The sequence below is a fragment of the Pseudoalteromonas sp. EB27 genome (assembly GCF_001974875.1).
Taxonomy (GTDB): Bacteria; Pseudomonadota; Gammaproteobacteria; order Enterobacterales; family Alteromonadaceae; genus Pseudoalteromonas.
The window spans coordinates 324,228-338,305 of record NZ_MTQD01000002.1; the positions used below are offsets into that span (position 1 = coordinate 324,228).

Annotated in this window: 15 protein-coding genes and 1 tRNA gene; 10 read left to right on the plus strand and 6 right to left on the minus strand. The window is 38.1% G+C overall.

The window, feature by feature from the left end:
• The first annotated feature begins 51 nt into the window (after positions 1–51).
• The 6 genes from BW142_RS04000 (at position 52) to BW142_RS04025 (ending at position 3,371) form a co-directional block, all read left to right on the plus strand.
• Positions 52–735, plus strand: coding sequence for a DoxX family protein (locus BW142_RS04000; RefSeq protein ID WP_076923967.1), 684 nt, complete (start codon positions 52–54; stop codon positions 733–735).
• Positions 736–862: 127 nt separating this feature from the next.
• Positions 863–1,411 (plus strand): NAD(P)H nitroreductase, encoded by a 549-nt coding sequence (locus tag BW142_RS04005; RefSeq protein ID WP_024600267.1) that lies wholly within the window; start codon positions 863–865, stop codon positions 1,409–1,411.
• A 203-nt stretch (positions 1,412–1,614) separates the two neighbouring features.
• Positions 1,615–1,992 (plus strand): hypothetical protein, encoded by a 378-nt coding sequence (locus BW142_RS04010; RefSeq protein ID WP_007582705.1) that lies wholly within the window; start codon positions 1,615–1,617, stop codon positions 1,990–1,992.
• A 158-nt stretch (positions 1,993–2,150) separates the two neighbouring features.
• Positions 2,151–2,241, plus strand: a tRNA-Ser gene (locus tag BW142_RS04015).
• Positions 2,242–2,294: 53 nt separating this feature from the next.
• Positions 2,295–2,681 carry a hypothetical protein gene (locus BW142_RS04020; protein ID WP_083707547.1) on the plus strand — a complete coding sequence of 129 codons (387 nt, stop codon included), beginning with the start codon at positions 2,295–2,297 and terminating at the stop codon, positions 2,679–2,681.
• Positions 2,682–2,750: 69 nt separating this feature from the next.
• Positions 2,751–3,371, plus strand: a complete 621-nt coding sequence (locus tag BW142_RS04025; RefSeq protein WP_024600265.1) for an FKBP-type peptidyl-prolyl cis-trans isomerase — start codon at positions 2,751–2,753, stop codon at positions 3,369–3,371.
• Between the two features lie 156 nt (positions 3,372–3,527).
• Here BW142_RS04025 and BW142_RS04030 read toward each other — a convergent pair whose 3' ends face one another.
• Both BW142_RS04030 and BW142_RS04035 read right to left on the minus strand, forming a co-directional pair.
• Positions 3,528–5,912, minus strand: coding sequence for a TonB-dependent receptor (locus BW142_RS04030; protein ID WP_076923968.1), 2,385 nt, complete (start codon positions 5,910–5,912; stop codon positions 3,528–3,530).
• A gap of 215 nt (positions 5,913–6,127) precedes the next feature.
• Positions 6,128–6,517, minus strand: coding sequence for a YkgJ family cysteine cluster protein (locus BW142_RS04035; protein ID WP_076923969.1), 390 nt, complete (start codon positions 6,515–6,517; stop codon positions 6,128–6,130).
• Between the two features lie 282 nt (positions 6,518–6,799).
• On the opposite strand from BW142_RS04035, the gene BW142_RS04040 reads away from it, so the two are divergent.
• Both BW142_RS04040 and BW142_RS04045 read left to right on the plus strand, forming a co-directional pair.
• Positions 6,800–6,979, plus strand: coding sequence for a hypothetical protein (locus BW142_RS04040; protein ID WP_024600262.1), 180 nt, complete (start codon positions 6,800–6,802; stop codon positions 6,977–6,979).
• 199 nt (positions 6,980–7,178) lie between these two features.
• Entirely contained in the window at positions 7,179–7,607 is a 429-nt protein-coding gene (locus BW142_RS04045; RefSeq protein ID WP_024600261.1) for a hypothetical protein, read from the plus strand.
• A 136-nt stretch (positions 7,608–7,743) separates the two neighbouring features.
• On the opposite strand, the gene BW142_RS04050 is transcribed toward BW142_RS04045, so the two are convergent.
• Positions 7,744–8,739 carry an alpha/beta hydrolase gene (locus BW142_RS04050; RefSeq protein WP_076923970.1) on the minus strand — a complete coding sequence of 332 codons (996 nt, stop codon included), beginning with the start codon at positions 8,737–8,739 and terminating at the stop codon, positions 7,744–7,746.
• Between the two features lie 285 nt (positions 8,740–9,024).
• Here BW142_RS04050 and BW142_RS04055 point away from each other — a divergent pair, with 285 nt between their 5' ends.
• Together BW142_RS04055 and BW142_RS04060 are read left to right on the plus strand one after the other, a co-directional pair.
• Entirely contained in the window at positions 9,025–9,498 is a 474-nt protein-coding gene (locus tag BW142_RS04055; RefSeq protein WP_076923971.1) for a hypothetical protein, read from the plus strand.
• A gap of 27 nt (positions 9,499–9,525) precedes the next feature.
• A complete protein-coding gene (locus BW142_RS04060; RefSeq protein ID WP_076923972.1) occupies positions 9,526–10,113 on the plus strand; it encodes a DUF1287 domain-containing protein in 588 nt (195 codons plus the stop codon).
• Between the two features lie 34 nt (positions 10,114–10,147).
• On the opposite strand, the gene yfaE is transcribed toward BW142_RS04060, so the two are convergent.
• The 3 genes from yfaE to nrdA all read right to left on the minus strand — a co-directional run bounded on the left by yfaE (position 10,148) and on the right by nrdA (position 13,898).
• The gene (gene yfaE, locus BW142_RS04065; protein ID WP_076923973.1) at positions 10,148–10,420 is read right to left on the minus strand and encodes a class I ribonucleotide reductase maintenance protein YfaE; all 273 of its coding nucleotides are present in this window, start codon (positions 10,418–10,420) and stop codon (positions 10,148–10,150) included.
• Complete coding sequence (gene nrdB / locus BW142_RS04070; protein ID WP_002961159.1) at positions 10,420–11,550, minus strand: class Ia ribonucleoside-diphosphate reductase subunit beta; 1,131 nt, start codon at positions 11,548–11,550, stop codon at positions 10,420–10,422. The genes yfaE and nrdB overlap by 1 nt, the downstream gene beginning before the upstream one ends.
• Before the next feature lie 65 nt (positions 11,551–11,615).
• Positions 11,616–13,898, minus strand: coding sequence for a class 1a ribonucleoside-diphosphate reductase subunit alpha (gene nrdA / locus BW142_RS04075; protein ID WP_076923974.1), 2,283 nt, complete (start codon positions 13,896–13,898; stop codon positions 11,616–11,618).
• Positions 13,899–14,078 lie beyond the last annotated feature (180 nt).

Below are 14,078 nucleotides of genomic sequence, written 5' to 3' on the forward strand. Positions count from 1 at the left end.
TTTGCTGTTTATAGTCTATAACTTAATAAACATTGAACACACAGGATACGCATGAATAAACTAACCAGCCTTTACGATGCAATATTGAGTAAATTATCATTTTTAGATGGTTTACCTGCATTGCTATTTCGCTTAATTTTAGCCCCGGTTATGATCATTGCAGGTTATAACAAACTTGCTATAAGCGGTGAAGCAGAAGGTTTTTTCGATAACTTTTTAGCATCTCCAGATGTAGTTCAATGGTTTGGTAATAATGAATGGGGTTTAGGATTACCGTTTCCAGACTTACTAGCCTTTTTAGCGGGTTGGAGTGAGTTTTTAGGGGGTTGGTTTTTATTACTTGGCCTTTTAACTCGTTTGGTCAGTATTCCGCTCATGTTCACAATGGTCGTTGCTGCAACATCAGTGCATTGGCATAATGGTTGGTTTGCAATTGCGCCAACTAATCCAGAAACAAGCGCTGCACAAGTACTCAATTGGTTATCAATTCCGGGCGCTAAAGAAAGCCTCGAAAACTCATTAGAAGTACAAGAGCGAATAGAAAAAATTCGTGGCTTAGTTGAAGAACACGGTTTTCCTGATTATCTCTACGAAAAAGGCAAACCCTCTATTTTAAATAATGGTATAGAATTTTCGGCAATATACTTTGCAATGCTCCTTAGCTTATTTTTTATGGGAGGAGGGCGCTTTGTTAGTATTGATTACTGGTTAAAGCGAAATATTTTAAATCAATAGCGCTAAACCTATTTAAAAAAGGCCGCATAAACCCATTTTGTGCGGCTGTTTTACGTTTTAGACTCCCAGTATTTATTTATTAAGGTTTTAAATGTTACTCTAGCGTTTTGAATTTTGAGGAATCGTTATGAACGCTATCGAGCTTTTACTTACCCGCCAATCAGACTCTAAACTAACAGAGCCGGGTCCTACGCCTGAGCAGTTCGACATAATTAAGCAAGCAGCATTACGTGTTCCTGATCATGGTTGTATTGCGCCTTGGCAGTTTATTGTTGCTCAAGGTGATGCACGCGATAAACTAGGTGAAATTTACCATCAAAGTGCGGTAGCAGAGCAACAGGCAGAAAAAGTAATTAATCGTGCTAAAGAGCTTCCCCTTCGTGCGCCTATGATTGTAATAGCAATTGCTAAATATCAAGAACACCCAAAAGTTCCTCGAATAGAACAAGTACAAAGCGCAGGGTGCAGCGTACTTGCGATGCAACAAGCTGCATTCGCTCAAGGATTAGGTGGTGTTTGGCGTACAGGCTACTTTGCACAAAGTGCAGCAGTTAAAAAAGCGCTTAACTTACATGAGCAAGATGAAATAGTAGGGTATTTATATATAGGTACACCCGAAGTCGATTGTAAAAAGTCGCCTCGCCATAAGCCAGAACACTATTTTAGTAATTTGTGAAATAGTATGAACTTTGCGCAATTTACATAGTCATAATTCATTAAGGTTACAAAGAGTATTATTCAAAAGTTAATGGCTTGGCTGTAAGAAGCGCTTGGAAGCACTAAATTTACTAAATCTTCTTCAGTTTGTTTTTTAATCGGTTGTTTTTTGATACATTATGGAAAGTCTTAATAAAAATAACGATAAAGAAGACGAAAACTATGGGAAATTTATTTTTACGTGAAAAAGAGAATTGGCTAGCATGGTCAATTTGGGGAATCATTGGTGCTTTTGTAACACTGTATGTTGCAATGAGCACAAACGCATCACATTTCATAGCCGGTTCAGCAATGGGTATGCTTGTGTTGTTAACATGGTGGATGCACCAGTCCAAACGTTTCGACTTCGGGCGTGCATTTAAAGTATGCTGCTACGTTTTATCGCTTAGTGTGCTACCTGCTTTTATGTTTGTTGTAGTACCAAGTGATGATTTAAATCGATTTGATTTAATTTTTCAAGGCGTTACCTTTACTGCACTGAGTATATTGGCTTGTTTAATTTGTTCTTGGATTGCTCGCAGACCAAAACAATATTATTAATGCGTTTCATTTTAGTCCATTAACTAGACTTTCATTAAAGTGAATAGCTTAATAAAATAACAAAGTGGATGCATTTCATCCAATAAATTAATATTTTATATTAATTTATATTTAGCTCTTTACAAGTTACGTATTTAGCCATATTATTCGCGCCGTGCGGAGAGATGGCAGAGTGGTCGAATGCACCGGTCTTGAAAACCGGCATGGGTTTATAGCCCATCTAGGGTTCAAATCCCTATCTCTCCACCATTATTTAAAAAAACCGCCTTATGGGCGGTTTTTTGCTTTGTGGAGTTTAGTAAGTGACAAAAGCAACAAACCTTTCAACCTCGCAGCAATTAATAAAGCATGTTTTATTATGGACTGTGTTTGGTTACTGCTATCAAAGTGCCATTACTTTATTAGTCAAAATGGCGAGTGACGCACAGCCAGAAAATTCTCTTATTACCGCTTTAGTTTATTGTGTGGGCTTTAATATTTTAGCTGCTCATCTAATTACCAAATACGACAAACATTGGCCGGTAATCGGTTCTATTTTTATTGGTTGTGTAGGACTCCTTGGCGTACCTTATTTACTGTTTGGTGAGTCAGCATTGCTAGCAATTCCTTTACTTGCTGGAATTTTATTCAGTTTACCGCTTTGTAGCTACATTGTTGGCCTAATTAAGGTGAAACTCAGCAAAAACTAGCCCCAAACACGGTTTATTTTGTGATAGCATATATGCGTCTTTTAACTAACAAAACGTGAAAAACACATTATGTCAGATAATTTTACTACAGATGCTGAAAAAGCAAGTTACGGTATTGGCTTACAAATGGGTGAGCAACTTAAGTCTAATCCTTTTGAAGGCTTAAACCTAAATTCAGTATTTGAAGGCATGAAAGATGCGTACGCTGGTAGCGCTTTTCAAGTTGAGATCCCTGAGATCCAAGCTGCATTCGAAAAAATTAACGAAGAGATTCAAGCTCGTCGTGAAGAAGAGTCAAAAGTACTTTCTGCGGAAGGTATTGCATTCTTAGAAGAAAACGCAAAACGTCCTGAAATCACAGTAACTGAGTCTGGTCTTCAATATGAAGTATTAGCAACTGGCGAAGGCGAAAAGCCAACAGCTGAGTCTACAGTACGTGTTGATTACCACGGTACACTAGTAAACGGTACTGTTTTTGATAGCTCATACGAGCGCGGTCAACCTGCTGAATTTCCAGTTGGTGGCGTGATCAAAGGTTGGACTGAAGCATTACAAATGATGCCTGTAGGTACTAAATGGCGTATCTATGTTCCTCATGAGCTAGCTTATGGTGAACGTGGCGCAGGTGCTGCAATCGCACCTTTCTCAACGCTTGTATTTGATGTTGAGTTACACGAAATCCTTTCTTAATTTAAATATTAATTAAGAATTTAAAAAGCCGTGTTCAATTTGAACGCGGCTTTTTTGTGTCTGTAATTTAAGAACTTTATGTATGCTAAAAATAAAAAACCGCATTAATAAAATGCGGTTTTTAAATATATAAAGTAAAGAGGTATTTGTTAGCTATTAAAAATAACCGCGGATACCAAAGCGAAAGTTTCTGCCAGGTAACGGTGCTTTATCTTTAATAAATGAGCTATGTACAAAACCTAACTCGTCGGTAATGTTATCTACATTTATATAAAGTTGTGCATCTACCGCACCTAAATCAAGTTGGTAATTAGCTTGTGCGTCAAATAACGTATAACCATCGGTTTGTGTTTCAAACGCAGTTACATCGTTTTGATCAAAGTAATGAGTACCTGTAAGCGTTAGTTGTAAATCACCTAAATCATATTGCAGCTCCGAGCCTAATTTATTGGCTGGAATACGCGGTAGGTTACCTTCATCATCTTTAAGTTTTGCACGAGTTGAGTCACCAAATACTTTAACCATAGCGCTTGATGTAATTTGATAGTGAGCATCAAATTCAATACCATATAGCTCTGCATCTTTGCTGGTAAACTGATAAACCGCAACGGCATCATCATGTGCACCAATAGCCGATTCTAAACCATCTTCTTCATCGTAAACTAAACCTGTATTTTCTTGGAAGTAGAAGTTTTTAATATCGTTATAGAAAAAGTTAACTGTGTAACCAAAATCACCGCTAAAACGTCTAAAGCTTAAATCTAAGTTAGTTGAAGTTTCTTGCTTAATATTTTCAGGCTCAAAATGCGCTTCATTACCTTCAATGTTGTAACCAAGGCCAAGCTCATACGTACCTGTTGCAATGTGTAAACCATTTGACAAAAGCTCTGCAGAAAGTGGAGCTCGCTCTGAATGAGAAATACTTGTCGCAATACTATGTCCCGGTTTGTACTGCCATATTGCGCCCGCTGATACACTTAAATTAGTAAAGCTTTTACTGTAACCAAGTGTTTCTTCGTCGTGTTCTTCTTCAGCTTCGTCATCGTCGTGATCATGACCATGCTCAACTTCCGAAATTTGGCTTTCTATTTTGTAATCTTCGATACGCGCGCCAAGCTCAACGGTTACATCACCAAATTCACGTTCTTCCAATAAATAAAGTGCATTAGTTGTCGTTACACTTGCTGGTGTAAATGCTTCTTCACCAATTGCATCGTAATCAGAGTCGCTGTAGTGATAGCCAACCATGCCATGCCAATCAGCAAATTTATGTTCTACATTTAAGCGTGCTTCAGTGGTTTTATTGGTAAAAGTTGTACCAATAGCACCGTCTTCAATTTCGCTATGCGAGTAATCGGTATAGCCAACACGTAGGTTAATGGTTTCAATCCAATTGTTATGCAGTGCATAGCTTATTAAACCCTGCCAACGGTCTTGCTCTAAATGTGCATAAACGGCTTCTTCAGCCTCTTCATCTTCATGCTCTTCGTGTTCTTCTTCAGTTTCGCCTTCGTGATCATGCTCGTGGTGATGTTCATGTCCCGGAATCCCGTAATCGGTATCAATGCTACCGTAAGAAAAACCTACCGTTAGGTGCTCTCCAACATAGCTAGTACCAAAGTTAAGCGTTTCGCTATCAATAAAGGTGTTCTCTACTGAATCTTCTTTTTCGACATCGCCATCATCATCGGTGATAGTAAAGTTTGGTGTTTGGTAATCATCGCCGCTGCGTTTTGTACCATCAAAATGAAAGTTAAAACCCTCATTACCGGTTTCAAGTTTTGCAGCAACTGTATTTGCGTTAGATACAGTATCGTGGCTGTATTCAGCTGCACCTGTAAGCTCGTCGATATTGCTAGTAGGAATACGGTTATCAACCACGTTTACAACGCCACCAATTGCACCAGAGCCATAAAGTAGGGTGCTTGGACCGCGTAAGACTTCAATTTGTTCTGCCGCTAGGCTGTCGCTTGATGTCGCGTGGTCTGGACCAATACGCGATGCATCGCTGGCATCTAATCCATTTTGTGTGATTTTAACGCGAGGGCCATCTAAACCGCGAATAATCGGGCTTGATGATACTGGGCCAAAGTAACTTGCATTTACGCCGGGTAAACCTTTAAGAGTTTCGCCAAGTGTTGGTTTAGATTTATTTCTTAATTCATCACCTGAGAGCACGCTTACTGGCGATATCATTTCTAAGCTGTTTTTATGAAGTGCAGAGGCATAAACAACCACTGTTTCAACCGATGTTGGTTTAAGTGACACAGACAGACTGTTTGAAGATTCGGTAACAGCAATACGAGAGTCTATGTAGTTGTCTTTACTAATATGTAGTTGGCTGTTTGCATCGATTTCGATAGCAAACTCGCCTAAATCATTACTTTTTACGCTTTGGTTTTTGCCATGTACATGGATAGAGGCATTTTTAATTGGCTGATTTTTATCATCCATTACTTTACCAGTAACAGTTGCAGCCAAAGCTGATTGAGAACATAAAACAGAAAAAATAGCAGAGGAGATTAATGTTAACTTTGTCATGGATATATTGGTTCGTGGTTATTATGTTGTGATATAATATAACACCGCAAAATTAACGAATCAACAATGTTATAGTATAACTTTGTGTTTTGCGATGAATAATCTAAAAATGGCGATTAAGCCAATATTATAGAAATTCAAATAATAGGTTTGTGAATAGAAAACTTATCCATATGGCCGAATAACTCATAGCCCTAGCTGGTAAATCTATGTATTTAATAGCGGCTATCTATCATTATCACATCTAGTTTATGCTGCGCTCTTGTCTGGTTTGTTATATCTACAGATTCAATCATTTCGCATTCGTCGCGGATCATCTCCGAAATAAGGCTAGGGTAGTGGCGGCAGTCTTCTGGGCGGTCGAGGTAAATGCTGCAGGTATACATGTTTTTAGCGAGAGGATCTTTTTTGGGCGCAATTTCTAAAAATGGGCACACTTGAAGTCTTAAGCCTGTTTTTGGGTCAAACCAAATTTCGTAGTTTTTAACGTATTCATAAATTTCGGGGTTAAAAAGCTCCCATAAATCTATTTCTTCTTTCGTTGCGCTTAAATCGCCGCCGCCATATTTAATACAGCATTTACCACACTGGTTGCATTCTTTCATAATTGGCTAATTTAGTTGGCTGTTAACGAATTTAAGTTAGTTATTAGTGTAGCACCAAATTTATTATTAACGCTCTACTGAATTTACCTATCCTTTAATTTTTGGGTGTTTAAACAATAGTTAGATACAATAACTTGTTAAAACCTCTTGTTACATTTTATATAGTACAGGCTTTATTTAATGGTTTACTCTAAAGGTAGCGAAAAATGTTACTAACCCCGCTTGAGCAATTGTGTGATTGTTAAATGTTGCTGAGCGCAGATACCTGAGCAGGGCGTTATTATGAAAGAGTCTGTCACTAAGTTAAAAACAGAATTTAATGCAAAGTTATTGTACTGGAATAATCTTAAAAGTAGCAAAGCCAAAGCGGCAATCATCTTATTATTTATAGTTGTCATTGCACTCAAAGTGTTTACGACCATCTTTACGTTGGATTGGGTTGCAAGTTTATTCAGTGTGTAAGTTTACCAAGAGTAATTGCGATAAAGTTTAATCACAGAGTGTTTAACGCCTACGCGATGTTCATTATTAATGTATTATTACGCTATACACCAAATTAAATAAATCAGTTGTTTAAATACGTTTTATAATGACTGTAATGATACATTTTAGCTAAATTGAGTGAGTAAATGAGTTTAGCTGCATTAAAGGATAACCAGTGATGATGAACACAAAAGTATATAAAGCGGTACACGACCTTGCAGAAGATTTAATGGCGGCGGCTAACAAAAATAACCGTGAAAAGTTTGAGTCGTTATTTGCAGAGTTAAAAGCTATTTGTATTGAAAACGAAAATACCTCAAAAGATCACCCTGTACAATGGGAAACTTTAGCTGATTTTACCGAAGAGTTAGAAGAGGCAATTACTACTTACGAAAAAGCATTAGAAAAGTCGATTGCGATTAATAACAAGGATCACATGTCGTCGGTTTCTTTTTCAATGGCTACATTACAGCTTGAGCTTGGCCAAAAAGATGAAGCTATTAAAAACCTTCAAAATGCTAAAGTCAGCGCCAATAAAATTGAAGACAAAGAGCTTAAAGCTGAAATACACGACCTACTAGAGTCGCTTATTGAAGAAGAAGGTTAAATACATAAAAGCATAACTTATCCATATTAAATGTGATTTTTGTCGATTTAGCTTGAGCTTAATAAAGCGCTGATGGTTTATACCCTCAGCGCTTTTTTATGTTTGCTATAAATACTAAACCAAAAGAAAAGGCTTACTATTGAGCTAGCTTATTCATAAAATCGACAATGTACTTTGCAATTTCTACTGGTTTTTCTTCAACACTAAAGTGCCCTGAATCGAGTAAATGTAGTTCAGCGTTCGGTACATCTTTTAAGTATGCTTTAGCGCCTGCGGCTATAAACGCAGGGTCGTTTTTACCCCATACAATTAACGTTGGTGGTTGGTACTTGCGTAAATAAGCTTGCCACTCTGGATAGTCGAGAAGGTTGTTGTAGTAATCTTGTAGTAGCTGTACTTGAATTACTCTATCAGATTTGGTTTGTAAAAAGTGAAGATCGTGCGTCCAGCTATCTGGGCTCATCACTTCTGGGTTACTTTGTACGTCTCGTAAATACTGCTTATTAATAATGGCTTGTTCAGACGTGAACGAATAAATTTTATTACTCTGCGCTTTCGAACTATCTTCATTCGCGGCTTTAAAAAATGCTTGCCTCGCTACGGTTAGCCCATCTAAATACGCATTACCATTTTGTACAATAAGTGCATCAAGTTTATTAGGGTTATTTAACAACATTCTAAAGCCTACAGATGCCCCAAAGTCTTGTATATATAGGCTGTATCTCTTCACTTTAAGCGTTGTTAGTAACCCTTCAACGTATTGAGCTAGTAATTCAAACGTATATTTTTGAGTTTCTGGGTTTGGGCGTTCGCTGTATCCTGAACCTAAATAATCGGGTGCAATTACATGATAACGACCTGATAAAAGCGGGATCAATTCTCGGTAGCTGTGTGAAGACGACGGATAGCCATGTAAAAGCACAATGGTTTGCTTATGTTGCATGCCAGCTTCTCGGTAAAATATTTTTTTACCGTTTACATTTGCATATTTGTAGGTGGTTTTTGAAGGCCATACAGCATCAGCGGCGTACACTTTAGCGGTAAGTGTAGATATTGAAACTAATAAAAACACAATAAATGAGACGATGTGAGCAGGTTTTACTTTAAGATTTTTTTGTATATCTGTGGGCATAAGTAAACTCGTTATTTTTGGCAATGACGCTTTATTAATTTACCAGACCCGTTATTTACACAATTGCATTCAGTTAATAATTACAAGTTACTACTAATAAGGACACAGTAACAATACCTGTGTTTTTAAAGCACATTACCAAATATATAGTTGATTAGAGGGTAAGTGGTTTTTAGCAGCTTTTTGTAATTTAAAAAAGAGATTCGTTAATTTACTTTTGTTACAATTGAGTTGTTGGCTTACAACACATTATACAATGTTAAGTTAGTATTTTGGAGAAAGGACGTGCTCGAACAAATAGAACAATGGATTGATGCAACAAATATTAAATATAAAACCCAAAGAATTAGCTGTGAGAAATTTGCTAGTGAGTTTGCAGGGTTTTATCCTGTCGAATTTTTAAAACATGCCTTTTACGTTGTTGTTGATAAAATACCAAAACCTGACTTTCCAATCCTGCGAGAAATGGGTTTAGGCGATTTTGTAGATATGGATGTAGCAGGAATAACGTATAAAAATACATATTATATACTTCCTGATGCTGCCAAAGATTTGAGGGTTCATTTTCATGAGCTTGTGCATGTAGCGCAGTGGCTTCAGCTTGGCCCAGACGTGTTTATCCTACGTTACATTAGCGAAATTCAACGTGTTGGATATAACGACGCACCGCTTGAAAAAATGGCATACGCTCTGGATGAGCAATTCGTAAGTAAAGGCGATAAAATAGACGTGCCTAAGTACGTATCTCAAACGCTGTAATTCAATCTTAGGTTTAAAGGAATTTATATGAACAAGGTTATTGGGTGTTTACTTACTTTAGCGTGTATTAATGCTAATGCAGCTTCGTTTGAAGAAGACATTGTTTCAGCTCTACTTGAGCGGACAACTCATGATGTGGCTTACGACGGGGCTTATCGCTCTATTGGCTATCCTGGTGGTGATGTACCTGAGAATGTAGGTGTGTGCACCGATGTAATAATTAGAAGTTACAGAAAGTTAGGCATCGATTTACAGAAACTCGTGCATGAAGACATGCAAAATAACTTTACACTGTATCCATCTAAACGTATTTGGGGTTTAAATAAGCCTGACAAAAATATAGATCACCGACGTGTTCTAAATTTACAAGCTTACTTTGAGCGCCATGCAAACGTATTAAGTAAATCCAACAAAGTGAGTGATTATAAAACCGGCGATATAGTAACGTGGATGTTACCAGGTAATTTACCTCATATAGGCATGGTGATTAATGAATCATCTCAAGATACAGGTAATCCACTTATTGTGCATAATATTGGGCGTGGGCCGCAAAAAAGTGACATGCTTTTTGATTACAAAATTACAGGGCATTACTGGTTTGTTCCACAGTATTGATGCGCTCAATAAACGGTATATGTAAGTATTAATTTTATTTCAGATTAATACTTACGTTGCCATTGGGTTTACAGCAGCACAGGAGTATTTCGCCTTCGCGGACAAACGCAAGTGGCTCTTCGTTATACTCAACACTTCCTGAAACTAACGTTGCTCTACAAGCTCCGCAGTAGCCTTCACGGCATTGGAATGCAACGTCTATTTTCATGGATTCTAAGCAGTGTAAAAGAGAAGGGCAGCCAGCGGTAAATTCTATACACTGGCTGTTTTCTGCAAGCGTTATGCTTGCAGTAGACTTGTCACTCATTATAAATCAAAGTCACCAAATTCTGAGGCATCAACTTGAGAGTCTATTTGACCAACAAGGTATGAGCTTATTTCTGCTTCTTGTGGTGCTACTTGCACATTATCAGACACTAACCACGAGTTTATCCATGGGATAGGGTTACTGTTATTTTCAAACTGTGCAGGCAAGCCAATCGCAGTCATACGTGCATTGGTAATGTATTCAACGTACTGACATAAAATATGTTTATTTAAGCCAATCATCGAACCATCTTTAAATAAGTATTCGGCCCACTCTTTTTCTTGCTCTGCTGCGTCAACAAACATTTTAATAGCTTCATCGCGGCACTGGGCAGCAACAATCGCCATTTCTGGGTCGTCTTTACCGTCTTGCATAATGTTTAAAATATGCTGAGTACCCGAAAGGTGAAGTGCTTCATCGCGTGCAATTAGCTTGATGATTTTAGCGTTACCTTCCATTAGCTCGCGCTCAGCAAACGCAAACGAACATGCAAAGCTTACGTAAAAGCGAATCGCTTCAAGAATATTTACCGACATCATTGCAAGGTAAAGTTTCTTTTTAAGCTCAAATAAATTAATGATAACTGTTTTACCGTTAATCTCGTGTTTGCCTTCACCGTATAAGTTGTAAAGCGAAACAGAGTTAATTAAGTCATCGTAGTATTTAGTTACGGCATCAGCACGTTCGCTAATTTTATCGTTGCTAACTATGTCATCAAAAATAAGTTCAGGGGCTTGTGTTACGTTACGGATAATATGCGTGTATGAGCGGCTGTGAATTGTTTCACTGAACGCCCACGTTTCTATCCATGTTTCAAGCTCTGGTAGTGATACAATTGGAAGTAGAGCCACGTTTGGCGAACGACCTTGTACACTATCAAGTAGTGTTTGGTATTTTAAGTTGCTTAAAAATATATGCTTTTCGTGATCTGGTAATGCTTGAAAGTCTAAACGGTCTTTACTTACATCTACTTCCTCAGGACGCCAAAAGAAAGACAGTTGCTTTTCAATTAACTTTTCAAAAATTGGGTATTTTTGTTGGTCGTAACGAGATACGTTTACAGTTTGGCCAAAAAACATTGGCTCTTGCATTTGGTTATTATGGTTTCGGCTAAAAGTAGTATAAGACATGTTTATCACTCAAAAAACTATCAGAAAAAGCGGGCTAAATGCCCGCTTAAAATAAAAATCAGCAGTTATATTTTACACGCGCCGCCTTCACAATCATCATCTTCCACTTCTGGAGTATCTTCTTGTGAATCTGAGGCGCCATCACGAGTATTGTGGTAATACAAGGTTTTAACACCTAGTTTGTACGCGCTTAATAAGTCTTTTAATAAGACTTGCATAGGTACTTTACCGCCTTCGAACTTGTTTGGATCATAATTTGTATTTGCAGAAATTGTTTGGTCAACAAATTTTTGCATTATGCCAACAAGCTGCAAGTAACCATCGTTTGATGGAATGTCCCATAGTAACTCGTACTGATCTTTTAAACGCTCATACTCAGGAACAACTTGTTTTAAAATACCGTCTTTACTTGCTTTAACGCTAATATGTCCACGTGGTGGCTCAATACCGTTAGTTGCATTAGAGATTTGCGACGATGTTTCTGATGGCATTAATGCACTTAGTGTTGAGTTACGCATACCGTGCTCTTTAATATTTGCACGTAGTGTATCCCAGTCAAGATGAAGTGGCTCATCACAAATTTTATCTAAATCACGTTTGTACGTATCTGTTGGCATAATGCCTTGAGAGTACGTTGTTTCGTTAAACTTAGGACATGCGCCACGCTCTTTAGCAAGCTCGTTTGATGCTTTCATTAAGTAGTATTGAATAGCTTCAAAGGTTTTATGTGTTAATGCATTTGCGCTACCATCTGAATAACGCTTACCGTTTTTAGCTAGGTAGTAAGCGTAGTTAATCACGCCTATTCCTAGTGTACGACGACCCATAGTTGCATTTTTAGCCGCCGGTACAGGGTAGTCTTGGAAATCAAGTAAGTTATCAAGTGCGCGTACTGCAAGTTCAGCTAGCTCTTCAAGCTCATCAAGTGACTCTATTGCACCTAAGTTAAACGCAGAAAGTGTACAAAGCGCAATTTCGCCTTCTTCGTCATTTACGTTGTTAAGTGGCTTAGTTGGCAATGCAATTTCTAAACATAAGTTAGATTGGCGAATTGGCGCAACTTTAGAAATAAATGGGCTGTGTGTATTACAGTGATCCACATTTTGTAAATAAATACGACCTGTACTTGCACGTTCTTGCGCAAACATAGAGAAAAGCTCAATGGCTTTAATACGTTTTTTACGAATAGACTCGTCTTGTTCGTATTTTACGTAAAGTGCGTCAAACTCAGCTTGGTCTTCAAAAAATGCATCGTAAAGGCCAGGCACATCTGATGGGCTAAATAATGTAATGTAGTCATCTTTAATTAAACGAGAGTACATTAGTTTATTAAACTGTACGCCGTAATCAAGGTGACGAACGCGGTTGTCGTCTACACCACGGTTATTTTTAAGTACAAGTAGGTTCTCTACTTCTAGATGCCAAAGCGGGTAGAACAAAGTTGCAGCGCCGCCGCGTACACCACCTTGCGAACAACTTTTAACAGCTGTTTGAAAGTGCTTATAAAAAGGAATACAACCTGTGTGGTACGCTTCGCCGTTACGAATATGGCTACCTAAAGCACGAATTCGACCAGCGTTAATACCAATACCTGCGCGTTGTGATACGTATTTAACGATTGCAGACGATGTAGCGTTAATTGAATCAAGGCTGTCGCCACATTCAATTAATACACACGAGCTAAACTGGCGAGTAGGCGTACGTACACCTGACATAATTGGCGTTGGTAGAGATATTTTAAATAATGATACCGCGTCGTAAAAACGTTTGATGTAATCAGTACGTGTTTCACGTGGGTAGTCTGAAAATAAGCTTGCTGCTACTAAAATATATAAAAACTGTGCACTTTCGTATATTTCACCCGATACACGGTTTTGAACGAGATACTTGCCTTCAAGCTGTTTTACAGCTGCGTAGCTAAAGTTAAGATCGCGAGAATGATCAAGGTATGCATCAAGCTCGTCTAATTCTTGCTCTGTGTAATCTACTAATAAGTGAGCATCGTAGCGTTTATCGTCAACCATTTTTGTTACGTGGTCAAATAAACGTGGTGGTTCAAATTGACCATACGCTTTTTTACGTAAATGGAATACAGCTAAACGTGCAGCTAAGTATTGATAATCAGGCGATTCTTTTGAAATCTGATCCGCTGCTGCTTTAATGATGGTTTCGTGGATGTCTTTGGTACGAATACCGTCGTAAAACTGAATGTGCGATTTTAATTCAACTTGCGAAACCGAAACGTTGTTTAAACCTTCGGCGGCCCATTCAATAACGCGATGGATCTTATCCAGATCAAGTGGCTCTTTGCGCCCGTCACGTTTGCTTACAGATAACTGTTGGTTCATTTGCCTGTATTCCTTGGGAATTATGTATTTTGACCAATGCTTTATGCCTCGCCGAAGCAAGGTACATACTCATTTATTATAGGTTTCACCGTATTGGCGAATTTAATTGAATAACATTTGGCCACAATATCTGGTGTTGTTCAATTTAGAGATCACAAGATAGTGTGGTCTGAGTTGTTT

Coding starts and splice junctions, on each gene's coding strand:
- BW142_RS04040 (WP_024600262.1), top strand. CDS start 6,800: ATGAAAGAGTCTGTCACTAAGTTAAAAACAGAATTTAATGCAAAGTTA.
- BW142_RS04030 (WP_076923968.1), bottom strand. CDS start 5,912: ATGACAAAGTTAACATTAATCTCCTCTGCTATTTTTTCTGTTTTATGT.
- yfaE (WP_076923973.1), bottom strand. CDS start 10,420: ATGAGTGACAAGTCTACTGCAAGCATAACGCTTGCAGAAAACAGCCAG.
- BW142_RS04000 (WP_076923967.1), top strand. CDS start 52: ATGAATAAACTAACCAGCCTTTACGATGCAATATTGAGTAAATTATCA.
- BW142_RS04005 (WP_024600267.1), top strand. CDS start 863: ATGAACGCTATCGAGCTTTTACTTACCCGCCAATCAGACTCTAAACTA.
- BW142_RS04025 (WP_024600265.1), top strand. CDS start 2,751: ATGTCAGATAATTTTACTACAGATGCTGAAAAAGCAAGTTACGGTATT.
- BW142_RS04035 (WP_076923969.1), bottom strand. CDS start 6,517: ATGAAAGAATGCAACCAGTGTGGTAAATGCTGTATTAAATATGGCGGC.
- BW142_RS04045 (WP_024600261.1), top strand. CDS start 7,179: ATGATGAACACAAAAGTATATAAAGCGGTACACGACCTTGCAGAAGAT.
- BW142_RS04050 (WP_076923970.1), bottom strand. CDS start 8,739: ATGCCCACAGATATACAAAAAAATCTTAAAGTAAAACCTGCTCACATC.
- nrdA (WP_076923974.1), bottom strand. CDS start 13,898: ATGAACCAACAGTTATCTGTAAGCAAACGTGACGGGCGCAAAGAGCCA.
- BW142_RS04010 (WP_007582705.1), top strand. CDS start 1,615: ATGGGAAATTTATTTTTACGTGAAAAAGAGAATTGGCTAGCATGGTCA.
- nrdB (WP_002961159.1), bottom strand. CDS start 11,550: ATGTCTTATACTACTTTTAGCCGAAACCATAATAACCAAATGCAAGAG.
- BW142_RS04060 (WP_076923972.1), top strand. CDS start 9,526: ATGAACAAGGTTATTGGGTGTTTACTTACTTTAGCGTGTATTAATGCT.